The organism is Sorangium sp. So ce394, from assembly GCF_051474665.1.
Taxonomy (GTDB): Bacteria; Myxococcota_A; Polyangia; order Polyangiales; family Polyangiaceae; genus Sorangium; species Sorangium cellulosum_D.
This window is the reverse complement of sequence record NZ_CP150339.1, coordinates 7,447,430-7,470,387: the sequence shown is the minus strand read 5'-3', so window position 1 is coordinate 7,470,387 and position 22,958 is coordinate 7,447,430. Positions and strand designations below refer to the sequence as shown.

Here is a 22,958-nt window from a genome sequence, read left to right as displayed (position 1 = left end):
GTATAGGCGGACCCCGACATGTTGGAACAACGAGAAGTCGATCTCATCGCGGCTGTGGAGCACCCGGATCCGCACCACGTGCTCGGCGCGCACGAGGACGAAGACGACCTGGTGGTCCGCGTCTTTCGCCCGGACGCCACCGAGATCGCGGTGCTCCCGGACGACCCCTCGCTCCCGAAGCAGCCCACGGAGCGCATCCACCCCGCGGGCCTCTTCGAGGCGCGCTTCCCCGGCGTCTCCTACCCGAAGGACGGCCGCTTCCTCTACCGGATCGAGCTGCGCTACCCGGACGGCAACGCCTCGGTCGAGCGCGATCCGTACGGCATGCCGCCCACGCTCGGCGACGTCGACCGCCATCTCCTCGCGGAGGGGAGGCACTGGGAGCTCTACCGCGTCCTCGGCGCGCACGTGCGCGAGGTGGACGGCGTCTCCGGGACGTCGTTCGCGGTCTGGGCGCCGAACGCGCGCCGCGTGAGCGTCGTCGGCGACTTCAACCACTGGGACGGCCGCCGGCACCCGATGCGCCGGATGGGCGAGGGCTTCTGGGAGCTCTTCATCCCCGGCGTCGGCGACGGCGCGCTCTACAAGTACGAGCTCAAGACCCCGGAGGGGCACATCACCGTGAAGAGCGACCCGCTCGGCCAGGCGATGGAGCTCCGGCCGGCGACCGCCTCGCGGGTCACGACGAGCCGCTACGCGTTCCAGGACGGCGAGTGGATGCGGACGCGCGGCCAGCTCGACTCACGCAAGAAGCCGATCGCCATCTACGAGGTCCACCCCGGCTCCTGGCGGCGCGTGCACGAAGACGGCCCGCCGTACGAGCACGGGATGCGCTGGATGACCTACCGCGAGCTCGCCGACCACCTCGTCGACTACGTGGCCGAGCTCGGCTTCACGCACATCGAGCTCATGCCGATCATGGAGCACCCGTTCGACGGCTCGTGGGGCTACCAGGTGGCGGGCTACTACGCCCCGACCAGCCGCTACGGCGATCCCGACGACTTCCGCTACTTCGTCGACCGGTGCCACCAGAAGGGCATCGGCGTGATCCTCGACTGGACCCCGGCGCACTTCCCGAAGGACGCGTGGGCGCTCGGCCGGTTCGACGGCACGGCGCTCTACGAGCACCTCGACCCGCGCCTCGGCGAGCACCGCGAGTGGAACACGTACATCTTCAACTACGGCCGGCACGAGGTGCGGAACTTCCTCGTCGCCAACGCCCTCTACTGGCTCGACGAGTTCCACATCGACGGCCTGCGCGTCGACGCGGTCGCGTCGATGCTCTACCTCGACTACGCCGCGCAGGGCGGGGACTGGGTGCCGAACCGGTACGGCGGCCGCGAGAACATCGAGGCGATCGACTTCATCCGGGAGCTGTCGAACCGGGTGCACGAGCGCTTCCCGGGCGCGATCCTGTGCGCGGAGGAGTCCACCGCCTGGCCGTCGGTGACGCACGCGACGTACGTCGGCGGGCTCGGCTTCGACTTCAAGTGGAACATGGGGTGGATGCACGACACGCTCGACTTCTTCAAGCACGAGCCGGTCCACCGCGCGTTCCACTACCACCAGCTCACGTTCGGGCTCATCTACGCCTTCTCGGAGAAGTTCCTCCTGCCGCTGAGCCACGACGAGGTCGTCCACCTCAAGCGGTCGCTGCTCTCGAAGATGCCGGGCGACTACTGGCAGATGCTCGCGAACCTGCGCGCGCTCTACGGCTACATGTGGGCGCACCCGGGCAAGAAGCTGCTCTTCATGGGCGGCGAGATCGGCCAGTTCGCCGAGTGGAGCGAGAAGACGGAGCTCGACTGGGGCCTGCTCGCGGTGCCTGCCCACGCCGGGCTCAAGCGGCTCGTGACCGACATCAACGCGCTCTACAAGAAGTATCCGGCGATGTACGAGCTCGACGACGAGCACCACGGCTTCCGCTGGATCGACTGCACCGACAACCTGCAGACCGTGATCTCGTTCATCCGCTACGGGGACGGCGCGGGAGACCAGATGTCGCCCTCGGGCCAGCACGTCGTGTTCATCGGCAACTTCACGCCGGTCCCGCGCCGCCCGTACCGCATCGGCGTCCCGCGCCGCGGCGCGTACCTGGAGGTGCTCAACACGGACGCCACCGAGTACGGCGGCAGCGGCGTGGGCAACATGGGCCGCGTCGAGGTCGAGGACATCCCCTGCCACGGGTTCCCGCAGTCGATCGAGCTGACGCTCCCGCCGCTCGGGGTGCTCTGGCTCATCCCCGAGCGCGACGCGTCGCCCTGACGCCGCACCCGGCGCGCGGCGCCGACGGCAACCGACGACAACCGACGACAACCGACGACAACCGACGGCAGAGAAGCGACGGCCGGCATCCCGCCGCGCTCCTCCGCCGCCGGCCCTCGCGAGGCGGCCGGCTCATCTCGCCCTCTCCTTTTTCAACCGCGACCGAGATCGATTGTCCGTCCAGGTCGGAGCACTCTCCGCGCTTGGCTGCGCCGTTCTCTCTCGTTCCGTTGTCTGTGCTCCGAGGCAGGCGCACTGCACAGCGGCCCGGGCGAGCAAGATGTCGTGCACGAAACCGGCTTGCACGAATTGACAAATTTCTTTACTAAGGAGTTTCCGCAACGGAAAGGGCTCCTCGACTCACCCGGGGCGAACGCGTCGAGGGGGGAGCCTTGTCCTGGCGGGGCCGCTTCTCCGGCGGCGAGCGGGGCAAGAGCGATTCGGTCGGTTGTCGGCGGGGGCCTCGCTGCTCGCTCGTCCTCACGCACCCGGCCAGCAGGGCCGATCTCGTAGACACGCTGTCTGCTGCTCGCCTGCTCCTCGAACGTACGCTGGGATGGACTGGCTCGCATCGAGCAGAGGTGGACCTTTTCAATGACGAGTCATCACGGCAAGCTCCTCGGTCACACGCTCGAGACGATGAGCCAAGGAGGTCCGCCCCGCTTCCTGACGCAGCCGCCGCCCGCGGCGTGGACGGGGCCTGACTCCGCGCGCGGGAACGAGGTCCGGAGGGTCCTCGTCATCGACGACAACCCCGCGATCCACCGCGATTTTCAGAAGCTCCTGTGCCCGGATGTGGGGACATCGGCGGACCTCGACGCCCTCGACGCGGCGATCTTCGGGGCGCCGGCGGCGGTCCCGAGGAGCACGTTCCAGGTGGACGGCGCTTGCCAGGGGCAGGAGGGGCTGGAGAGGGTCCGGCGGATGCAGCGGGTCGGCCGCCCCTATGCGCTGATGTTCGTGGACATGCGGATGCCGCCGGGCTGGGACGGCATCGAGACGATCGAGCGGATCTGGGCCGAGTGTCCGGACATCGAGGCCGTGATCTGCAGCGCGTACTCGGACTACTCGTGGCACGACGTGATCCGGCGCCTGAAGCGGCCCGAGCTCCGGCTGCTGAGCAAGCCGTTCGAGAGCAAGGACGTGCTCGAGCTCGCCTGGTCGCTCACGTCCCGGTGGCTGAAGCGGAGCGCGATCCGGCGCTGAGGCGGCGCGGGGCGTTGACACCCCGGGAGCGGTGTTTACACCTTGCAGTGGGTTCGGCAGGGGTCCTGAGCCAACGCCCCAACCTCGACACCGGTAAAGCGGTACAGAGGTGGTGAGCTCCCCCGTACCGGCTCTGTCCGACGGCCGCAGCGCGCCGGACAGCGCCCGGCCTGGAGCTCCTCTGTCCGCCGGGTCCTCCTGAACTGGCGCCCTCCGGCTCAGGCCCCCGCCGAACCCGCTCACGAGGAGCGCAAGGAGGAGACCTCGTGAGACGCACGAAGGAGGTTACCATGCTGGCGCGATACACTCCCTGGTTCTCGACAGATGCTCTGTTCCGGCCGCTCTTCGGCTTCCCCTGGAACCTCGGCGCGGACCTGGCTTCGACGGCGCTCGCGGGCGCTCCCCGGGTGGACATCCTGGAGAACGACGGCGGCGTGGAGCTCGTCTGCGACGTGCCCGGGTGCGGGCCCGACGACATCGGCATCACCGCGGAGAACGGCGTCCTGACGATCCACGTCCGCCGCAAGGAAGACAGCGAAGGCGCCGCGATGATCCGGAGCGAGCGCTATCACGGTGAGTTCACCCGTTCGTTCGCGCTGGGCGAGCACTACGACATGGATCAGGTCTCGGCCTCGCTCGAGAACGGCGTGCTCACCGTGAAGGTGGCGAAGCGGCCGGAGGCGACGCCGCGGCGCATCCCCGTCCGCCTGGGCGCGGACGACGCGAGCAAGCAGCTCGGCGCCAAGCCGTCCGAGGCTCGGCTGGAGGCGGCGTCGTGACGTGACAGCGGCCCTGGGCGCGCGCCCGGGGCCGCCCCCGCGGGTCTCCCGCGATGATCTGGCGATCTGGAGAGGAAGGCGTGAACTCGGCGGCGCGCTCCGCCGCCCGCGGCTCGGCGGTGGGGCGCGCTCTCCGGGCGGAGATGGGATGAGTGTGGCGATCCCGCTTCCGCCGGGCACGGGGCGCCGGACACGGGGCAACGAAGGAAGGGGGAAAACACCCATGTTGACGACCTACAATCGCTGGCTGACGAACGATCCCTGGGGCACCGCGGCCGCGATGTCGCGCGCCCTCGACGCTGTCTGGCGATGGCCCCTCGATGCCTCCGCCCCGCGGGCGGACGTCGTGGAGCGCGAGGACGCCTGGGAGATCGTCTGTGACGTACCGGGCATGGGCCCGGAGGACCTCCAGGTGGCCGCCGAGGACGGCGCGATCACCCTCCGCGGCGGGCGGCGCTGGAACGGCGGTTCGAGCGAGTTCGTGCGCTCGTTCCGGCTCGGGGACGCGGCGCCGTCGGCGGACGTCTCGGCGTCGCTCGCGAACGGCGTGCTCCGGGTGCGGGTGCCCAAGCGCGCCGCCCCGGAGGGGCGCGTCATCCCCGTGCGCGTCGGCGGCGCGAGCGCCGCCAGCGAGCGCGGCGGCGTGCTGAGGCGGCTCCGGGAGGGGCTCTCCCGGAGCGGCCGGGCGCTGGCGAGGATGCTCAGGCCCGAGCGTCGGGCCGCGTCGCCGGCGGCGTAAGGCGCCGCCTTACCGCGCGTCGTCGAGCGGCGCCGCCTCGCCCCGCCGCGATCGCCTCGGCAGCCACATGTCCACGGTCGAGACGACCGCCATGGCGCCGAGCGACAGCAGCATGGCCACGCCCGAGATCGGCATCAGCGCCGCGGCGCCGGGCGCGCTCCGGATGAGCCACGGCGCCGCGATGTGCAGCCCGCTCGTGACGACGGCCGCCGCCACGCCCCCGGTGTGCAGCCACGCCGGCAGCCGCGCGAGCAGCCAGAGGTGCGCGAGGATCAAGACGTAGACGGGCACCGAGAAGAGGTGGAAATGCGTCACCTCCAGCAGCTTCCGCTCGGAGATCTGCTCGACCAGGACCCGCGGCGGCTCCGTCGCGGCGGGGAGCTCGAGCTCCGGGCCGAGCTCGAGCGCCGGCCCGTCGGCCGCGGCGGGCGCCTGCGTCGGCGCGGGCGGCGGCGCGGCGGCCGGCGCGCCCGCGTAGTACGCGGCGGCGCCCGCGTCCTGCACCATCGCCCCGTAGAGGCGCCACGACACGAGCAGCCCGACGATCGAGGCGACCGCGAACGCCGTGTACAGGAGCTTCGCGCCGAGCGAGAGCGACCGCAGCCGCCCCGCCGCCGCGGTGAAATCCCTCACAGGGCGCCGCGCTTGAGCGCGAGCTGGAGGACGAGGGCGTCGCGCTTCACGCCGAGCGCGACCGAGCGCGACGAGATCGACGCGCCCGACACGATGTCGATGTCCTTGCCCGCCGTGATCGGGTCGCTCGCCGTCTTGCCCTGGAACTGGGCGCGGAAGCGGTCGCCGCGGACCTCGTCGCCGTACGCCTCGCGGTACTCGAGGATCTCGATCCGCTCCACCGCGCCGGCCGTCGAGAACTTCACGGCGAAGTCGATCGGCTCGTGCATCCCCTTCTCTTCGTCCTTGATCGCATAGCCGTCGGTCTTGCCGTCCGACTCCGCGACGTAGACCACCCACTCGCGCTTGACCGGCGCCCCGAGCTTCTTGGCGATCTCCTGCGCCTCGGCGTCGCCGAGGACGACCTTGCGGTAACCGACCTTCTTCGAGCTCGCGAAGAAGCTCTTCAGGACGGCAGGGACCGTCCAGTACGTCGCGCCGTGCGCGGGGAGCGCCGCCAGCGCGAACGCGAGGGCCGTGGCGGCGGCGAAGTGGGCGGTGCGGAGGCCGGAAGAACGCATCAAGACTCCGAGGAAACTGTCATTCGTGAAAGTCAAAGTCAACAGCGTTGGGCCGCGGGATCCGCTGGATCCCGCGGCGCGCGTGCCTCAGTCGCGCACCTGCACGTCGAGGTAGCGCTCGGCGCTCAGCACCCACGCCTCCGGGCTGCGGCCGGCCTCGACGTGGGCCACCGCGTCGGCCGCGATCGCGGCGCAGTGGTCCAGGTTGCAGTGCAGGAAGAGCGCCTGCCGCCCGAAGGGGAGCGCGCCGAGCGCGGCGGCGCGGCGCATCGCCGCGCGCCAGTCCTGGAGCCAGCCGCGCCGGTAGAGCGGGTAGACGCCGGGCACGAAGCGCTGGCGGGCCTCGATCGGCGCCACCCCGCGCGGGGCGATGCCGGCGCGGACGAGCTGGTCGAGCAGCGCCGCGAGCGGCCGGCCCGAGGCGAAGTCGCGCCCGCGGCCCCAGGCGCCCTCCGGGATCTCCACGCACAGCACCGTCTCGCCCGGGCGGCGGAGATCGGGCGCGTAGTTCTGCAGCTCGGAGACGCGGCCGAACCAGAAGCGCGGGTCGGGGCAGTAGTACGTCTCGGGCGCGCCGAGCCGCGCGCGCGGGTAGGCGAGGTAGACGAGGTACAGGCCGCGGTGCTCGAGGCGCGCGTCGGGCACGAGATCCGCGAGGTCGCCCGCGAACAGGACCGGCGCCGCGCCGGCGGCCGCGGCCACCCCGGCCGCGTCGAGGGCGGCGCCGCACTCGGCCCGGACGCCGGCCTCCGCGAGCCGGGCCTCGAGGTACGCGATGAGCGACGAGATGCCGGCCGGCGGGTAGACGAACCGCGCGAGGTCCGCGGCCGCGCCGCCGCGGCCGCGGGCGAGCCCCCGGAACAGCGCGAGCGGGCTGGTGGTGCTGATCCGCTTCTTCGCGACGGTCTGGGACAGCTCGGACGGCGGGATGCCCCAGACCTTCTCGGCGTAAGGCCGGTAGAACGACGCGTAGGCCGCGGCGCCGACGCGCTCGCGCACGAACCGCTCGAAGCCGACGTCCTCGCCGGCGATCGCGCGGTCGTGCTCCCAGCGGGCGAAGGCGGCGCGGCGGCCGCGCTGCGCGACGAAGCCGAGGCCCATCGCGGCGCCGGCGCGGAGGCCGAGCGCGCGCAGCATCGACGGGACGCTCGGGGGGTAGGGGACGTGCCGCTCGCCGAGCACGAGCACGCCGCGGCGCGGGCGCGACAGGAACGGGGAGCGCGCGTGCACCTCCCGGAAGAGCGGCTGCTCGAGGGCGGCGGGGTGGAGCCGGTGCGAGCCGAGGTCGCACGGCAGCCCGCGGAACAGCTCGGCGCCGGCGAGGCCGCCGGGGCGCGCCGCGCGCTCGAGGAGGCGCACGCGCCGGCCGGCCCGCGCGAGCAGCAGGGCAGCGTAGAGGCCGGAGATGCCGGCGCCGACGACGAGGCGCTCGGGCCCCGCGCCGTCTGGGCGGAGTGACATGGCGGTGCTCTCGGCCGGCGCGCTCAGTACATGAAGCCGAGCCCGAAGTTGAGCTGCGTCTGGTCGAACCCGAGGGTGCGGTCGCGCAGCTGGTAGTCGGCCTTGAGCACGAGCCCCTGGGTCGGCCGGTACGAGGCCCCGAGCGTGAGCTCGCGGACCCCGTACGAGGCGTTCTCGGTGTAGCCCTCGGGCACCGCGGACTGCGTGTCGTACGCCTCGAGGCGCGCGAACGGCAGGAGCTCGTGGCCCACGCCGAGCGGGCGGAGCACGTCGTAGGCGGCCTCGACGTAGCCGCCGCGGATCCGGGTGGCGACGGGGCTCGTGGGATCGATGAAGTTCGGCGCGCCGCTCTGGTTGAACGAGACCATGAGGGCGCGCGCCTCGGGCAGGTGCCACTGGGCGAACAGGATCCGGGTCTCCAGGCCGCTCCTGCGCCAGCGCGCGTCGAGCGACCAGCCGAGGACCGGGACCGAGAGATCGACCGGGGTGCCGTCGCGGAGGAAGAACTTGCCGTCGCCGTTCGGGCCGGCGTCGCTCGCGTACACCGACGCGCCGGCGACGACGCCGAGCAGCGGCTCGGCCTCGACGCGCGCGACGCCGGCCCACGCGTTGGCGCGGGCGAGCCCGCCGTTCTGCCGGCCGCCGGCGAGGCCGCCCGCGCGGAAGCCGAGCGGATCGAGGCCGGTCATCGCGTAGGCCTCGAAGCGCAGCCAGTCGAGCGGCTGCCCGAAGGCGCCGACGGCGATCTCGCGCCACGTCGAGGGGATGACGACGGTCTCCACCTTCGGCCGGACCACGCCGTGGAACACCGGGGGCTCGTGCCACTGGTTGATGATCCCCATCGGGACGAGCACGAGGCCAGCGCGCAGCCCGAGCGCGCGGCCGGCGGCGTTCCACTCGAGGTAGGCCTGCTCCAGCTCCGCGGCGCCGGGGCAGCTCGCGCAGGAGAGCGAGTGCTCCACCTCGAGCTCGACGTAGGACCGGATGTCGGTCGTGAACTCGTGCGCGACGAAGAGCACGAGCCGGGGGATGTCGGCGACCCACGCGCGCTCGCCCTCGCGGCCGGTCGTGGTGCCGCGGACGTGCACCTCGCCGTAGCCGCCGATCGAGGTGCTCGTCGCGCTCGCGCCGGCGCTCCGGAACCGCTGCTCGGTCAGGCCGCGGACGAGCTCGTGCTCCGGCGCCTGCCCGGCGCCGAGGCCGACGGCGGGCTTCGGGGGCTCCGGCGGCGGCCCGTCGTGCTCGGGCGGGAGGTCGAGGACCGGGCCGTCCGGCGCGGGCTGCGCGGCGGGCGCGGGTTGCGCGGCGGGCGCGGGTTGCGCGGCGGGCGCGGGTTGCGCGGCGGGCGCGGGTTGCGCGGCGGGCGCGGGTTGCGCGGCGGGCGCGGGTTGCGCGGCGGGCGCGGGTTGCGCGGCGGGCGCGGGTTGCGCGGGCGCGGGCTGCGCGGCGGCGGCGAGGGGCAGCAGCGCGCCGAGGACGACGCCCGCAGAGCGAGGCCACAGGGACGAGATCGCTTTCATGACGAGGACCGGGAGCCCCGCGAGGCGCTCGGCAGGGCGGGAGTCTTCGCGCCCTTGAAAACGGAGGTCAACCTCGTTTTCAGCCGGCCGGCGCGCCGCGCGGCGAGCGCGGGAGCGATCGGCCCGCCGGAGATCCGGCCGGCAGCGCCTCGAGCAGGGCGAGGTCGCTCCAGAGCGCGTCGACGTAGCGCGAGCGCGGGCGCGCGAAGCGGATCGAGATCGCGTAGCCGCGGCCGGCGAGCGCGTCGCGCGCCGCGGGCGAGAGCGCCTCGCTCGTGATCAGCGCGCCGCCCGGGCCAGCCTGCTCGACGGCGCGGACGAGCTCGTCATCACCGCGGACGCGCACCGGCCGCCGGCCGGGCGCGCCCTCCTGGATCATCCGGTCGAGGTCGCGCGTGAGCACGGGGCGCTGCTCGGCGCCGGCGTCGCGGAGGAAGCCCACGATCGCGGCCGCGGGCGAGGGCGCCTGGTGCTGGCGCGCGAGGGCGATCGCGTCGGCGAGCCACTGCGCGGCGAGGGCCGCGACGAGGGCGGCGGGCGCGGCCGAGCGGAGCGCGCGGCCGCGCGCCGCGCCCGCCGGCAGGAACGCGGGCGAGCGCGCGGGCGAGAGCGCCGCCGCGCCGGCGGCCAGGGCGACGACCAGGAGCGGGACGAGCGGCAGCCAGTGACGCGGCTTGAAGGCGATGTTCTGTCCGAGGAGCGCCCAGACGAAGTACGCGAGCGCCGAGGCGAACAGCTCGGGCTGGTCCCGCGCCGCGCGCGCGGCCCGCCGGAGCGGCGCGGCGCGGAGCGCGGCCGCGGCGAGGAGCGCGAGCAGGATCGGCGCGCCAAGCCAGCGCGCCGCCGGGGCGTCCGGCCACGCGCCGCCGAGGCCGTTGGCCCAGATCCCCCAGACGACGCCGTGGAGCCGATCGGCCGGCGACGAGACGGTGATCGCCGTCCCGCCCCAGCGGGTGAAGTGCCCGAGCCCCTGCACCCACGTCGTCGCGACGAGGTCGCGCGGCGTCGCGATCAGCACGAGCGGCACGAGCCACGCGAGCGCGCCGGTCGCGAGGTCGCGGCCGCGCGCGAGCCACGCGAGGCGGCCGCCCTCGCTGCGGGCGATGACGGCGAGGCAGGCGAGCGCGAACGGGAAGTACGAGAGCCGCACGCCGAGCCCGACGCCGAGCAGCACGAGCGCCGCCGTGCGCGCGCGCGCGGCGCTCGCCTCGCGCGCGGCGCTCGCGTCCTCCGCCGCGCGGCGGAGGCGCCGGCCGCGAGCGCAGAGCCAGAGCGCCGCGGTCGTCACCGCGGCGCCGGCCATGTCGCTGAGGAGCTTCTCGGACGACAGCCACAAGAACGGCGAGGCGAGGGCGAGGATGCCGGCGAACGCCGCCGCGCGCCGCCCGGCGACCTCGCGCGCCAGCAGGGCGGTGAAGGCGACCGCGGCCGCGCCCGACGCGGCGCTGACGAGGGCGAGCGCGGCGCGCGGCGCGGCGCCCAGCAGCGCGAGCCCCTTCGCCGCGGCGATGAACACGGGGTAGTACGGCGCGTGCGGGCGCAGCGAGGCCACGTCGAACCGCTCGACGCCGAGCGCGAACCGGAGCGCGTCGATGTCCTCGTCGTGGTCGATGCGGAACCAGAGGCGCGAGGCGAGCGCGGCGGCAGTGAGCGCGGCGAGCGCGGCGAGGTCGCGCCGCTCCTCGCTCACGAGCCCGAGCCGGAGCCCGATCCCGGCGCGTGCGTCGGCGCGCCGCAGTCCGGCGCGTCCGCGCCGGCCGCGCCAGCGCTGACGGTCGCGCCCGAGCCAGAGCCCGAGCCGGGCAGCGGCGCCGCCGGGGTGTCGCACTGGTCGAACAGCTCCTCGCCCGCGTAGTCGAGGCACGCGGTCGCGAGCGACACGAACACGAACGTGGCGCCCGCCATCACAAAGGCGGTGCGCAGCGATGCCCAGGAGCCCAAGCCGGCCACGCAAGCACCGTGCCGCCGACGCAAATGCATGTCAAGCGCGCGTGTTCCGAGATCGGGGCCGGGGCGGAGGCGCCGGGCGTCGCGCGTTTTTTGCTCCTCCCGGCGCCGCGCGCGTAGGGTCGCGCGCATGGAGTGGCTCGAGTCGATGCACCGCATCCGCGCGCTCAAGCTGGAGCTCGCGCGGATGGACCCGCGGCGGGGAATGCCGATCGCGCCGCCGGCCGGGGCGCCCGAGGCGGCGATCGCCGGCGTCGAGCGCCGCCTCGGCATGCCGCTGCCGCCGAGCTACCGCGAGCTGCTCGCGCGGCACGACGGCTGGCCGCAGCTGTTCGCCGGCGCCAGCTTGCTCGGGGTGCGCGCGCTCGCGCGCGGCTCGTACATGGACGTCGGGCGGATGGTGCTCGAGCTGTGCGAGGGCGAGGAGGCGCGCCGCGCCGGCGAGCGCGACGTCGCGCCGTCGAGCTTGCGCGGCCGGTACAGCGCGCGCAGCGCGCTCGTCCCGTTCGGCATCGACGCGGCGGCCGAGACGGTCTTCGCCTGGGACCCGGAGGCGAGGTCGCCGGACGGCGAGCTCGAGGTCATCCTCTGGACGAACGACGTCGGGATGCGCCTCTCGGGGTTCGCCGAGCTCCTCGACATGGTGAAGGAGATGCTCGCCGCGGAGCTCGACGATCGCCGGAAGCGCGCCGCCGAGCAGCTCGATCTGACGCCGCGGCTGCGCGCGGCGGTCGCGCCGCGGAGCCGCGCGCGCGCGGTGGCGGTGCCGCTCACACCTCAGCCTCGCCCGTTCGCGCGGAGCGCGCTCACGGGCTGACGCGGCGCTGCTCGCCGAGCCCGGCCGCGCCGCGCTCCGCGGGAGCTCGCGCCCGGAGGCATGAAACGCGCTCGTCACACGGCGCGCCGCGCGCGGCGTGGCATGGCGCGGCGTCGGGAGACGAGCCGGTTGTTTCCGCGCGCAGCGTGGGACGTGATGTACTAGGCGGAGCATGACGGAAGCCCACCAGCAGCAGCGCTACCGGGTCGTCGAGCGGCTCGCTTCGGGCGGCATGGCCGAGGTCTTCCTCGCCGAGAGCGCGGGGATCGAGGGGTTCAAGAAGCAGGTCGCGATCAAGCGCGTGCTCCCGCACCTGAGCGAGAAGAAGCGCTTCATCGCGATGTTCCTCGACGAGGCGCGGCTGTCCGCGCACCTCTCGCACTCCAACGTCGCGCAGGTGTTCGACATCGGGGTCGGCGACAACGCCTACTTCATCGTGATGGAGTACGTGGACGGCGCCGACCTGAAGGCCGTCCTCGAGTCGATGCGCAAGGCCGGGCGCACCCTCCCGGTCGAGTCCGCCGTGTTCATCACGGCCAAGCTCTGCGAGGGGCTCACGTACGCCCACGAGCTCCGGGCGGCCGACGGGCACCCGCTCAAGATCGTGCACCGGGACATGTCGCCCCCGAACGTGCTCATCACCAAGTACGGCGAGGTGAAGATCGTCGACTTCGGCCTCGCCAAGGCGACGAGCCAGCTCGAGAAGAGCGAGGCGGGGATCATCAAGGGCAAGTTCAGCTACCTCTCGCCCGAGGCCGCGCAGGGCCTCGAGGTCGATCACCGCACCGACATCTTCGCGGTGGGCGCCATCCTCTGGGAGATGCTCTCGGGCAAGCGGCTCTTCCTCGGCGAGACCGACTACCAGACCGTCAAGCTCGTGCAGCAGGCGCAGATCCCGCTGCTCTCCGAGATCAACAGGGCGGTGCCCCCCGAGCTCGATCGCATCATCGCCCGCTCGCTGGCCCGCGAGCCCGGCGATCGCTACGGCTCCGCGCGCGAGTTCGGCCGGGATCTCACGAACTTCCTGTACAAGTTCGGCCGGCCGGTCAGCGCGTACGACATCGCCGAGCACGTCCGCAGCGCCATGGCGCTGAAGAAGCGCGCCCCCGCGTCGGACAAGGCGTCGTTCATCGACAGGCTGATCGAGGAGACGCTGCTCGAGTTCACGTCGCTCCCGGACGACAAGGCGGCGCCGAGCGCCGCTCGGCCGAGCGAGCCGCTCAAGATCTCGGCCTTCGAGGACATCGGCAAATGGGCTGACGAGATCAAGGTCTCGGCGCCCGGCGAGGACCTCATGCGGCGGTCGCTCGCCGAGGTCTCGGTCGAGGAGGGCAACCTCGCCGCGCTCGAGGAGACCGACGCGGGCATCTCGCCTGCGAAGTTGCTGGCGTACCCGCAGGCGAGGCCCGCGGAGCCGCCGCTCGCGCCGCCCCAGCCCGCGCGCCCGCCGCCCCAGCCCGCGCGCCCGCCGCTCGCGCCGCCCCCGCCTCCGCCGCTCGAGCGGCGGGCCGAGCCGACGCTGGCCTCCCCGCAGGCGGCGCCCGCCCCGCCGCGCCCTGCGCCGCCCGCGCTGGCGCCGGTAGCCCCGCCCGCGCCCCCCGCGCCGCTCGCCCCGTTCGCGCCGCACGACCTGGAGGCGGAGCTCCGTCCGATGAAGACGGGGGCCGGCGCCGTGAAGGCCGTGCTGCTCGTCGCCGCGCTCGCGGTCCTCGCCGCCGGGGCGTGGCTCGGCGGCCTGATCCCGCACTGAGCCGGCGGCGCGCGTGCCCCTCGCCGCGCCCGCGGCGGTCCGGCTCGCGCTCAGCGCCCTCCGCGATGCGGGGGAGCGCGCCGCGCACGAGCCCGCATCGCAGAGGGCGCGACGCGATGCGCGCCCCGGAAGAGGCGCGGCCGTCGTCCTGAGGCGCGCGCTCTCCGGACGGGCTACTCGTTCCCGCCCTCGCCCTCGTCGTCCTCGTCGTCGTCCTGCTCTTCGAGCTGCCTCTCGAGCTTCTCGATCTCCTCTTCCTCGGCGTCGTCCCCGGTCGGAGCGGCGCGCCCTTCCTGGATCGCCTTCTGGCGGGCCTTCTCCGCGGCGGCGCGGGCCTGGGCCACCTTCTGCAGGATGGCGGGCTTGGGCGCCATCATCAGCGTCATCGTGCGCTGCTCCATCATCGGGCGCACCTCGACGTTCGCGATCTCCTCGCAGTGCTGGACGATCCAGTCGAGCTGCTCCTGCGCCTTCTCCGGGTGCGTGATCTCGCGGCCGCGGAAGCGCACCGTGAACTTCACCTTGTGACCTGCGCCGAGGAACCGGTGCGCAGCCCTGGTCTTGAACTCGAGATCGTGATCGTCCGTCTTGGGACGGAGCTTGATCTCCTTGATCTCCACCACACTCTGCTTGCGCTTCGCCTCGCGGGCCTTCTTCTTCTCGTCGTACTTGTACTTGCCGAAGTCGAGGATCTTGCAAACCGGAGGATCCGCCTTCGGGTTGACCTCGACGAGGTCGAGCCCCTTCTCCTGAGCCCGGCGCAGCGCCTCGTGGGTCTGCATGATGCCGAGCATCTCGCCATCATCGCCGATGACGCGGATCTCCGGGACGCGGATGCGCTGGTTGATGCGGATCTGCGGCCCCCGCTGGGCCTGCCGAGGGTCGAAGCGTCTCATCGCCATGTGATATTTCGCTGCCTCCTTGTGTTCTGTGCTTCCGAAAGCGACGGACCGCCGCTTCGCGACCGAGTGTGGTCGCGGCGACCATCACCATGCCAATGTCGCCTGACTCCGCGCCGCAGGCAACGGCAGCAAGCACAGCGGCCGCCGCGGCCCAGGGGCGCTCGAGAGCCCTGGTCTGCCGGGCTCGACGGGGGTAGGGGAAGGCCTGCCGGCGAGAGGGGCCGGCCGGAACGACGGATCACGAACTGGGGGCGCTCGCAGCCAGGCGGGGGGGCTTCGACTCCGCGGCGAGCCGGTCGGCGAACTCCTCGAGCGCCATCGCCCCGAGGTCCTTGTTGAGATCGCGCGACCGGGGGGCGACCTTGCGGCCCTCGGCCTCCTTGTCGCCGACCACGACCACGTACGGGACGCGCGTCAGCCGCGCCGCCCGGATCTTGGCGCCGAGCTTGTCGGAGCTGAGGTCGGCCCGGGCGCGGAGCCCGCGGCCCCGGAGGTACGCCACCACCTCTTGCGCGTAGGCGGCCTGCTTCTCGCTGACCGTGACGATGATCGCCTGCTCCGGGGCCAGCCAAGCCGGGAAGGCCCCGCCGACGTGCTCCAGGTAGACCGAGAAGAACCGCTCGAGCGAGCCGAGGATCGCCCGGTGCAACATCACGGGGCGGTGCACGCCGCCGTCGGCGCCGGTGTACTCGAGCTCGAAGCGGTCGGGCAGCGCGTAGTCCACCTGGATCGTGCCGAGCTGCCAGCTCCGCCGGAGCGCATCAAGGACGTGGAACTCGAGCTTCGGGCCGTAGAACGCGCCCTCCTCGGGCGCGATCTCGAAGGGGAGGCCGGCCTGCTTCAGGGCGTCCGCGAGCGCGCCCTCCGCGGCGTCCCACTGCGCATCGGTGCCGATGCGCTTCTTGGGCCGGGTCGCGAGCTTGATGTCGATCTTGGCGAACCGGAAGGCGGCGTACACCTCGAGCAGGAGGCGCAGGAACGCCTGGATCTCGCCGTGCATCTGCTCCGGGGCGCAGAAGATGTGGGCGTCGTCCTGGCAGAAGCTCCGCACCCGGGCGAGCCCATGGACGACGCCGCCGCGCTCGTACCGGTGGAGCCGGCCGAAGTCGGCGAGCCGCCACGGCAGCTCACGGTAGCTGCGCCGCCGCTGGCCGAAGATGAGGCAGTGGCTCGGGCAGTTCATCGGCTTCTGGGCGAGCCGCTCGAGCTCGGCGAGCTGCTCCAGGACCGCGGCGTCGCGCTTCTTGTCCGCGTCCTTGTAGACCGCCGCGTCCGCCTCGCCGGGAGAAACCCCGAGCCGCAGCGCGAGCCGCGCCGCGTCGAGGTGCTCCGCCGTGACGGGCAGGTACATGTTCTCGCGGTAGTTCGGCAGGTGCCCGCTCGTGTCGAACAGCCGCTTGTCGAAGATCTGCGGCGTGATGACCTCGTCGTACCCGTAGTCGACGTAGAGGTCGCGCATGTACTGGACGAGCGAGTTGTACACGTGCGCGCCGCGCGGCAGGAGGAACGGCATGGCCGGCGCGTACTCGTGGAACATGAAGAGCTCGAGCTCTTTCCCGAGCTTCCGGTGGTCGCGCTCCTTGGCCTCCGCGAGGAGCTTCAGGTGCTCGTCGAGCGCGGCCTGGCTCGGGAACGCCGTGCCGTAGATGCGCTGGAGCATCGGGTTGCGCTCGTCGCCGCGCCAGTAGGCGCCGGCCACGCTCACCAGCTTGACGGCCTGGAGCAGCGAGGCGTCCGGCACGTGCGGGCCCTCGCAGAGGTCGACCCACTCGCGCTCGCCGTCGCTGTGCCGGTAGAGCGAGACCTCCTCGCCCGGCGGGATCGCGTCGATGAGCTCGCGCTTGTACGTCTCGCCCATCTGGGCGAAGAGCTCGTGCGCCGCCTCGCGGTTCACCACGTCGCGCCGGAACGGGCGGCCGGCGGCGATGATCTCGCGCATCTTCGCCTCGATCTTGGCGAGATCCTCGTCCGTGAAGGGGCCGGTCGGCTTGTCGAAGTCGTAGTAGAAGCCCGCCTCGATGGCGGGGCCGATCGTGACCTTCGTCCCCGGGAAGAGGCGCTGCACGGCGTCGGCCATGATGTGCGCCGTCGAGTGCCGGATGATGCGCAGGCCGTCCGGATCGCTCGTCCGGACGGGCTCGATCCGGGTCGCGCTGTCGCGAAGGAAGGGGGTCTGAAGATCGAGGAGGCGCCCGTTGACGCGGGCGCCGATGACGGTGCGGTCCTTGGCGAGTTCGTCGGCGAGAGCCTCGCGCACCGTGGTGCGGGCCGCCGAGGCGGCCTGGGCTGTCTGATCGAGGGCCATGAAACCTCGCAGGCTAGGTCTCCTGCTGATTTGTAGGCGCGGCCGGTTTCGAACCGGCGACCCCTACCGTGTCAAGGTAGTGCTCTACCACTGAGCTACGCGCCTATGTCCCGCTCGCTCGGCGCGACGCCGACGAAACGGAGAGCGCCTCCTATCAAGGGCCGGAGAGTCCGTCAAGCGATCAATTTTTCGGGTTCGCTTTTTTCTGCGGCGCGAGGGCCCGGCGTCCTTCCCGCGCGGTGCTTCCCGCGCGGGTATCCGCGTCGGCGCCCTGGCTCGTCGGCGCGCCGGCAGGCCAGCGCCCTGGCTCGTCGGCGCGCCGGCAGGCCAGCGCCCTGGCTCGTCGGCGCGCCGGCAGGCCAGCGCCCTGGCTCGTCGGCGCGCCGGCAGGCCAGCGCCCTGGCTCGTCGGCGCGCCGGCAGGCCAGCGCGCCAGGCGACCCGCCCGAGCCGCTGGCGGGTCGTCCGTCTGCATCGGACACGAGCGCGACGCCGCCCGCGGCTGAGCTTGGTGACGGCGTCCGACCGCGCGACCGCTGCAGAGCCGCATGCGACAGGAGCATTACCTCGGGGCGAAAGCTTCATTTCTCGGAGTTACGTCCAGGCATGGATGATCGCGATCGCGGCGCCGCTTCTGCCCGGTCGCTGCGCGGAATCCGATCGCGCTCGCGCTTGACCTCGCGTGCGGCTCGGGCGACGAACGGCTGGATGGCAGTGCCTGACGGTCTGGGCGCGCCGCCGGATCCGGCGGCGGTGATCGCACATGTCGAGGTGGCCGCGGGGAGCGCGCTCTTCGCCGCGCACGCGGCCGTGCCCGGCGATCTGCCGATCGAGCGCGCCGCGTCCGCCGCCGAGGCGATCCGCGGCGCCGCGGCGCGCTCGCGCGCCGGACAGCGCGCGAGCGTGGTGCTCGGCGCCCACGAGCTCGTCGGGGCCCTCGCCGCGCTCGGCGAGGCGGCGGCGGTGCGCACGCCGGTGACGGTGCACGTCATCGAGCGGCGCGGCGGGCCCGCCGTGGGGCGCGACGAGCTCGCGCCGGCGCTCGACGTCGGCGCGGGGGTGCTCGTCACCTGGAGCAGCCAGGAGGCGGCCGACGTGGCGCTCGTGGCGCGGCGCGCCGCCGAGGACAGCGAGACGCCGTTCCTGCACCTCGTCGACGCGCTGCCGTCGGACGTGTCCGCCCTCGGCGCGGCGCGCGATCTCGCCGCCCGCTTCCTCGGCTCGGAGCGGAGCGCGCCGACCTTCACCGACGCGGCGCCGGGCGAGAGCGACGGCGACGGGGGCCCTCGCCCGAAGGGGCGCGGCGTCGTCCGGAAGCGGGCCGAGCGGGGCTTCTGCGCGCGCGTGCCGTTCGCGCTCGCCAGCGCGATGCGGGAGCTCTGCGAGCTGACCGGCAGGCCGCTCGGCGCGATCGAGCGCGTCGACACCGCCGACGCCGAGGAGATCATGGTCGTCGTGGGCTGCGCGTTCCCCGCGGCCCGCGAGGTCGTGCGCAGCCTGCGCGCGCAGGGCCGGCGCGTCGGCCTCGTCGGCGTGCGCGCGCTGCGGCCGTTCTACGGCGCCGAGGTGGTGAAGACGCTCGGCCGCGCCAAGGCCGTCGTGGTGCTCGAGCCGCTCGACGTGCCCCTCGCGCCGCACGGGCCCGTCGCCGCCCTGGTCAAGGCCGCGTTCGCGGACGCGCTCACGTGGGCCCCCGGCTTCCCCGGCGTCGGGCGCATCCCGCCGATCATCTCCGCGACGTTCGCGACGATCGACGGCACGATCACCGAGCGCGACGTGCGCCTGTCGCTGGCGGAGATCGCGAGCGGCGAGCGGGCCCGCCGGCACATGGTGTTCGGCAGCGACGGCTGACGCCGCGGGGGCGGGCGGCCGCGGCGCGGGCCCGGACGGCCGGGTGGGGCGGATCCGGAAACGGCCGTAAGGCTGTATTCCCGTCGCATCCGGGTGAGGCTGCCCGCCTAGCTCCTTGCGCGACCCTTGGATCCTGGGTATGGAGGCGGGCCCCGGGGGGTTGGGAGAGGCCCGCAATTTGCGGGCGAGCCCGTCGGGGCCCGGAGACACGCGTCACCTTGGCAAGCTCAAACTGGTTCCAGCCGAACGCCGCCCCCGGGCGCGCGGGCAACGCGCCCGCGGCGCCGGTCGAAGGTCAATCGCCGCCGCCCTCTGGGGGGCAGGAGGCGCCGCCCGCGCCGTTCGGCGGAGGGGCCTTCTCGTTCCTCATCCTGGCGCTGCCGCTGCTGCTCATCTTCGTGATGACGCGGAGCCAGAACAAGAAGCAGAAGCAGCTCGAGTCGAACCTCAAGGTGGGCGATCGGGTGGTCACCCAGTCCGGGCTCATCGGCAAAATCACCGACATCAACCCGAACTCGCCCCGGGTCAAGCTGGAGATCGCCCCCGGCGTGAACGTGCAGATCCTGAAGAGCGCGATCCAGGGCCAGGACCCGGGCGAGGTCGCGGCGGCGGACGCCAAGGTCGCCGACGCGGCGAAGGACAAGAAGTCGTAGGCCGGCGCTCGGCCCAACAGGAAGCTCTTTACCGCCCCCCGCGGCGCCACACTCCATGCTCCTAAACATCTTTCAGTACGGGTTCGCCGGCGTCGCCGGCCTGTGCCTCATCGGCGCGTGGCTCAGCCGCCCGCGGCGCAGCGTCTTCGTCTGGGCGGCGCTCGCCGCCGGCGCGGCCGCCGTCGCGGCGCACTACCAGGTGTTCTGGGCCCTCGCGGTGTTCGGCCTGATGGTGCCGTGGGCGCTGTTCTGCGCCGGGCCGTGGATCGATTTCGCGTGGCGCGTGAAGACGGGCTTCGTGCTGTTCCTCGCGCTCGGCTCGGCCCTCTGCATCTACCCGACCTACCACGACGAGCGGTACGGCCGGCCGGACCACACCGGCCTCTCGTCGGAGGAGGTGTCCGAGCAGGAGACCCAGGCGAGGCGCGGGGAGCTCGGGTTCAGCCGCTTCCTGACCTCGAACGTCCCGTTCCGGCTGGTGCGCGGGCTCGACCTGAAGGGCGGCCTCCGGCTCGTCTACACGGTCGACGTCGACGAGGCGATCAGCGACAAGCGCGACCGGTACTACGACGACCTGCGCGCGGCGCTCGCGACGGCGTTCGGGTTCCACGAGGGCGACAAGCCGCCGACGATCGAGGAGATGCAGAAGCTCCAGACGAAGCTCCGCATCGAGAAGTCGCGCGAGCACACCGACACGATCGCCATCACCTTCGACGACCCGGCGGACGCCGAGAAGATCAACGACGCGTTCCTCGCGAAGTTCCTCGGGGAGCTGCAGCTCCAGCGCTCGGCGGACCGCAAGGTCGTGAGGTTCCGGATCCGCGACGAGGTCTCGAGCAGCATCCGCGAGCGCGCGGTGTCGCAGGCCAAGGAGACGGTGCTCCGCCGCGTCGACGGCCTCGGCCTCAAGGAGGCGAGCGTCTCGACGCGCGACGAGGACGTCATCATCGAGGTCCCCGGCGACGACGAGGCCTCCTTCAACACGATCCGCGAGATCATCAGCCAGACGGCGCGGCTCGAGTTCAAGATGGTCGACGACGACCAGGACTTCTTCGAGCCGATCGCGAAGAGCGCCAAGGAGGAGGATCTCCCGAAGGGGCTGACGTTCTCGATCGAGAACGCGCCGGTCGGCCCCGGGAAGACCAAGCCGGTGCATTTCGCCCGGATGGTGCGCGCCGAGCACGAGGAGATGCGCGACACGCTCAAGCGGCTGCGCGAGTGGGTCGGGACGCTCCAGGTCCCGCCGGACAACGAGGTCGGCTACGGCAAGCTGTTCGAGTACAACGAGGAGAAGGACGTCATCGAGGAGATCGGCTGGCGGACGTACTTCCTCTTCAGCAAGGCCGAGATCACGGGCGACATGGTGCGCGACGCGCAGGCGCTCCCGGATCAGAGCGAGGGCGGCCTCGGCGGCTGGTACGTGTCGATGGAGTTCACCCCGACCGGCGCCGACCGGTTCGAGGACATCACGGGCAGGAACGTCAAGCGGCGGTTCGCCATCATCCTCGACGAGAAGGTCGAGAGCGCGCCGGTCATCCAGACGAAGATCGGCGGCGGCCGCGCGCAGATCACGATGGGCTCGCAGAACCCCGACCAGCAGCTCCAGGACGCGCGCAAGCTCGAGCTGGTGCTCCGGTCGGGCGCGCTGCCGGCCCCGATCTCCCCGTCGAACGAGCAGCGCATCGGCCCGTCGCTGGGCAAGGACGCGATCCAGCAGAGCATGAAGGGCGCGATCGCGAGCGGTGTGCTCGTGGTCGTGTTCATGGTGATCATCTACAGCCGCGCCGGGCTCATCGCGGACATCGCGGTCATCTTCAACCTCATCCTGCAGATCGCCGTCCTCGCGATGTTCGGCGCGTCGATGACGCTGCCCGGCATCGCCGGCCTCGTGCTCACGATGGGCATCGCGGTCGACGCCAACGTGCTGATCAACGAGCGCATCCGGGAGGAGCTCAGGGCGGGCAAGAGCCCGCGCGCCGCGGTCGACGTCGGCTACGACAAGGCGTTCAGCGCCATCCTCGACGGCCACGTGACCACGCTGATCTCGGGGCTCATCCTCGCGCAGTACGGCACCGGCCCCATCAAGGGCTTCGCGATCACGCTGATCGTCGGCATCGCGATCAGCCTGTTCACCGGGGTCGTGTGCACCCGCCTGATGTTCGACTGGGCCGTCCGCGGACGGAAGATCAAGAAGCTCTCGCTCGGCTGAGAACGGGGCCGCTGGAGCGGATCTCCGGCCTTTGAGGGAGAACGCGCGAGCGGTTCTCCGATGGTTGAGACACGACGATGGAACTCATCAAGCCTGGCCGTCAGTTCGACTTCATGAGCAAGCGCTGGCTCTTCATCGGGCTCAGCGGGATCTTGCTCATCCTGTCGATCATCTCGTTCATCGTGCCGGGGCCGACGCTCGGGACCGATTTCAAGGGGGGCACCGAGGTCGAGGTCGCCTTCAAGGCTCCGGTCTCGAGCGCCGAGGTGCGCGAGGCCGTCACGAAGTCGGGCTTCGACTCCCCGGATGTCGTATCCGTCGCGGACCAGGCCAACCCGAACCGCTACCTCATCCGGGTCCACGAGGTCTCGGCGCTCTCCGAGCAGCAGAAGGCGGCGGTGCGCGAGCACATGTGCCTGGCGCCCGAGGGCGGCTCCGTCCCCGAGGACCGCTGCCCCGAGGCGGTGCGCGCCACCGAGGTCAAGTTCAGCCCTGGCGGCGACAAGATCTCCACCCGCTACGAGGTCGCCCCCGACCTGGAGGGGATCAAGAAGCAGCTCGAGGGCATCGAGGGCGTCGAGATCAGGCCCGGCGCGAACAACCCGCACATCGTGAGCGAGCGCGACCACAAGGTCGAGCTCTACCTGAAGTCGAAGGGCGACCAGCTGATGGACGGCCTCCGGCAGCACCTCGGCGCGGACAAGGTGCCCGACCAGGCGCTCCGTGTGGAGTGGATCGGGCCGAAGGCCGGCGCCCAGCTGCGCGACGCGGCCATCAAGAGCGTCCTCATCACGATCTTCTTCATCATGGCGTACATCGCGTTCCGGTTCGACATCCGGTTCGCGCCCGGCGGCATCCTCGCCCTCATCCACGACGTCGGCATCGCGCTCGGCGCCATGGTGATCACGCAGCGCGAGATCACCCTCTCCACCGTCGCCGCGCTGCTCACGATCGTCGGCTACTCGATCACGGACACGGTCGTCGTCTACGACCGGATCCGCGAGAACCTGGGGAAGCACCGCGACATGAGCTTCGCCGCCGTCATCAACTTCTCGCTCTCCGAGATGCTCGGCCGCACCATCCTCGTGTCGGCGACGACGTTCCTGTCGCTCGTCATGTTCCTCTTCTACGGCACGGGCGTCATCCGGGACTTCGCGTTCACGCTGGTCGTCGGCATCGTCGTCGGCACGTACTCCTCCATCTACGTCGCGGCGCCGCTCACCGAGTGGATCGATCGCCGGTTCTTCGGCTCGGCCGCCGGCAAGCGCAGGAAGGTCAACCGCGTCCGCACGCAGAAGCGCGCCGACGCGGTCGTCTGAGCGCCCCGCCGCGGCCGCGGCCGCTCGCGCCGCCCTCGACCCA

18 protein-coding genes and 1 tRNA gene are annotated in these 22,958 nt (G+C 72.5%); 10 read left to right on the top strand and 9 right to left on the bottom strand.

The window, feature by feature from the left end:
* Positions 1-18: 18 nt before the first annotated feature.
* The 4 genes from glgB to WMF33_RS27200 all read left to right on the top strand — a co-directional run bounded on the left by glgB (position 19) and on the right by WMF33_RS27200 (position 4,989).
* Positions 19-2,265, top strand: a complete 2,247-nt coding sequence (gene glgB, locus WMF33_RS27215) for a 1,4-alpha-glucan branching protein GlgB (protein WP_437331356.1) — start codon at positions 19-21, stop codon at positions 2,263-2,265.
* Between the two features lie 594 nt (positions 2,266-2,859).
* Positions 2,860-3,471 carry a response regulator transcription factor gene (locus WMF33_RS27210; RefSeq protein WP_437331355.1) on the top strand — a complete coding sequence of 204 codons (612 nt, stop codon included), beginning with the start codon at positions 2,860-2,862 and terminating at the stop codon, positions 3,469-3,471.
* Between the two features lie 266 nt (positions 3,472-3,737).
* The gene (locus WMF33_RS27205; protein ID WP_437331354.1) at positions 3,738-4,250 is read left to right on the top strand and encodes an Hsp20/alpha crystallin family protein; all 513 of its coding nucleotides are present in this window, start codon (positions 3,738-3,740) and stop codon (positions 4,248-4,250) included.
* A 223-nt stretch (positions 4,251-4,473) separates the two neighbouring features.
* The gene (locus WMF33_RS27200) at positions 4,474-4,989 is read left to right on the top strand and encodes an Hsp20/alpha crystallin family protein (RefSeq protein WP_437331353.1); all 516 of its coding nucleotides are present in this window, start codon (positions 4,474-4,476) and stop codon (positions 4,987-4,989) included.
* Between the two features lie 9 nt (positions 4,990-4,998).
* Here the strand turns inward: WMF33_RS27200 and WMF33_RS27195 are convergent, their stop codons facing one another.
* From WMF33_RS27195 to WMF33_RS27170, 6 genes are all read right to left on the bottom strand, one after another.
* Positions 4,999-5,622, bottom strand: coding sequence for a hypothetical protein (locus WMF33_RS27195; protein ID WP_437331352.1), 624 nt, complete (start codon positions 5,620-5,622; stop codon positions 4,999-5,001).
* Complete coding sequence (locus tag WMF33_RS27190; protein ID WP_437331351.1) at positions 5,619-6,182, bottom strand: FMN-binding protein; 564 nt, start codon at positions 6,180-6,182, stop codon at positions 5,619-5,621. Before WMF33_RS27190 ends, WMF33_RS27195 begins: the two co-directional genes overlap by 4 nt.
* Positions 6,183-6,269: 87 nt before the next feature.
* Positions 6,270-7,643, bottom strand: coding sequence for a protoporphyrinogen/coproporphyrinogen oxidase (locus WMF33_RS27185; RefSeq protein ID WP_437331350.1), 1,374 nt, complete (start codon positions 7,641-7,643; stop codon positions 6,270-6,272).
* 23 nt (positions 7,644-7,666) lie between these two features.
* Entirely contained in the window at positions 7,667-9,163 is a 1,497-nt protein-coding gene (locus tag WMF33_RS27180; RefSeq protein WP_437331349.1) for a hypothetical protein, read from the bottom strand.
* Between the two features lie 79 nt (positions 9,164-9,242).
* Positions 9,243-10,853, bottom strand: coding sequence for a hypothetical protein (locus WMF33_RS27175; protein WP_437331348.1), 1,611 nt, complete (start codon positions 10,851-10,853; stop codon positions 9,243-9,245).
* A complete protein-coding gene (locus WMF33_RS27170) occupies positions 10,850-11,068 on the bottom strand; it encodes a hypothetical protein (protein ID WP_437331347.1) in 219 nt (72 codons plus the stop codon). Before WMF33_RS27170 ends, WMF33_RS27175 begins: the two co-directional genes overlap by 4 nt.
* Before the next feature lie 172 nt (positions 11,069-11,240).
* On the opposite strand from WMF33_RS27170, the gene WMF33_RS27165 reads away from it, so the two are divergent.
* Together WMF33_RS27165 and WMF33_RS27160 are read left to right on the top strand one after the other, a co-directional pair.
* Positions 11,241-11,927, top strand: coding sequence for an SMI1/KNR4 family protein (locus WMF33_RS27165; RefSeq protein WP_437331346.1), 687 nt, complete (start codon positions 11,241-11,243; stop codon positions 11,925-11,927).
* Positions 11,928-12,099: 172 nt separating this feature from the next.
* The gene (locus WMF33_RS27160) at positions 12,100-13,677 is read left to right on the top strand and encodes a serine/threonine protein kinase (protein ID WP_437331345.1); all 1,578 of its coding nucleotides are present in this window, start codon (positions 12,100-12,102) and stop codon (positions 13,675-13,677) included.
* 173 nt (positions 13,678-13,850) lie between these two features.
* On the opposite strand, the gene infC is transcribed toward WMF33_RS27160, so the two are convergent.
* The 3 genes from infC to WMF33_RS27145 all read right to left on the bottom strand — a co-directional run bounded on the left by infC (position 13,851) and on the right by WMF33_RS27145 (position 16,989).
* The gene (infC, locus tag WMF33_RS27155) at positions 13,851-14,573 is read right to left on the bottom strand and encodes a translation initiation factor IF-3 (protein ID WP_437331344.1); all 723 of its coding nucleotides are present in this window, start codon (positions 14,571-14,573) and stop codon (positions 13,851-13,853) included.
* A 244-nt stretch (positions 14,574-14,817) separates the two neighbouring features.
* On the bottom strand, positions 14,818-16,884 hold the full coding sequence (gene thrS, locus WMF33_RS27150) for a threonine--tRNA ligase (protein WP_437331343.1): 2,067 nt from the start codon (positions 16,882-16,884) through the stop codon (positions 14,818-14,820).
* Positions 16,885-16,917: 33 nt separating this feature from the next.
* Positions 16,918-16,989: transfer RNA gene (locus WMF33_RS27145), tRNA-Val, on the bottom strand.
* Between the two features lie 602 nt (positions 16,990-17,591).
* Between WMF33_RS27145 and WMF33_RS27140 the strand changes: the two genes are divergently transcribed.
* From WMF33_RS27140 to secF, 4 genes are all read left to right on the top strand, one after another.
* Positions 17,592-18,734 (top strand): transketolase, encoded by a 1,143-nt coding sequence (locus tag WMF33_RS27140; protein WP_437331342.1) that lies wholly within the window; start codon positions 17,592-17,594, stop codon positions 18,732-18,734.
* A gap of 218 nt (positions 18,735-18,952) precedes the next feature.
* Positions 18,953-19,387 carry a preprotein translocase subunit YajC gene (gene yajC / locus WMF33_RS27135; RefSeq protein ID WP_020737383.1) on the top strand — a complete coding sequence of 145 codons (435 nt, stop codon included), beginning with the start codon at positions 18,953-18,955 and terminating at the stop codon, positions 19,385-19,387.
* Positions 19,388-19,442: 55 nt separating this feature from the next.
* Positions 19,443-21,596, top strand: a complete 2,154-nt coding sequence (gene secD, locus WMF33_RS27130) for a protein translocase subunit SecD (protein ID WP_437331341.1) — start codon at positions 19,443-19,445, stop codon at positions 21,594-21,596.
* Positions 21,597-21,673: 77 nt separating this feature from the next.
* The gene (gene secF / locus WMF33_RS27125) at positions 21,674-22,915 is read left to right on the top strand and encodes a protein translocase subunit SecF (RefSeq protein ID WP_437331340.1); all 1,242 of its coding nucleotides are present in this window, start codon (positions 21,674-21,676) and stop codon (positions 22,913-22,915) included.
* Positions 22,916-22,958: the final 43 nt, after the last annotated feature.

Coding starts and splice junctions, on each gene's coding strand:
- secD (WP_437331341.1), top strand. CDS start 19,443: ATGCTCCTAAACATCTTTCAGTACGGGTTCGCCGGCGTCGCCGGCCTG.
- WMF33_RS27190 (WP_437331351.1), bottom strand. CDS start 6,182: ATGCGTTCTTCCGGCCTCCGCACCGCCCACTTCGCCGCCGCCACGGCC.
- WMF33_RS27210 (WP_437331355.1), top strand. CDS start 2,860: ATGACGAGTCATCACGGCAAGCTCCTCGGTCACACGCTCGAGACGATG.
- secF (WP_437331340.1), top strand. CDS start 21,674: ATGGAACTCATCAAGCCTGGCCGTCAGTTCGACTTCATGAGCAAGCGC.
- WMF33_RS27185 (WP_437331350.1), bottom strand. CDS start 7,643: ATGTCACTCCGCCCAGACGGCGCGGGGCCCGAGCGCCTCGTCGTCGGC.
- infC (WP_437331344.1), bottom strand. CDS start 14,573: ATGAGACGCTTCGACCCTCGGCAGGCCCAGCGGGGGCCGCAGATCCGC.
- WMF33_RS27140 (WP_437331342.1), top strand. CDS start 17,592: ATGGCAGTGCCTGACGGTCTGGGCGCGCCGCCGGATCCGGCGGCGGTG.
- WMF33_RS27180 (WP_437331349.1), bottom strand. CDS start 9,163: ATGAAAGCGATCTCGTCCCTGTGGCCTCGCTCTGCGGGCGTCGTCCTC.
- thrS (WP_437331343.1), bottom strand. CDS start 16,884: ATGGCCCTCGATCAGACAGCCCAGGCCGCCTCGGCGGCCCGCACCACG.
- WMF33_RS27170 (WP_437331347.1), bottom strand. CDS start 11,068: ATGGCGGGCGCCACGTTCGTGTTCGTGTCGCTCGCGACCGCGTGCCTC.
- glgB (WP_437331356.1), top strand. CDS start 19: ATGTTGGAACAACGAGAAGTCGATCTCATCGCGGCTGTGGAGCACCCG.
- WMF33_RS27160 (WP_437331345.1), top strand. CDS start 12,100: ATGACGGAAGCCCACCAGCAGCAGCGCTACCGGGTCGTCGAGCGGCTC.
- WMF33_RS27200 (WP_437331353.1), top strand. CDS start 4,474: ATGTTGACGACCTACAATCGCTGGCTGACGAACGATCCCTGGGGCACC.
- WMF33_RS27165 (WP_437331346.1), top strand. CDS start 11,241: ATGGAGTGGCTCGAGTCGATGCACCGCATCCGCGCGCTCAAGCTGGAG.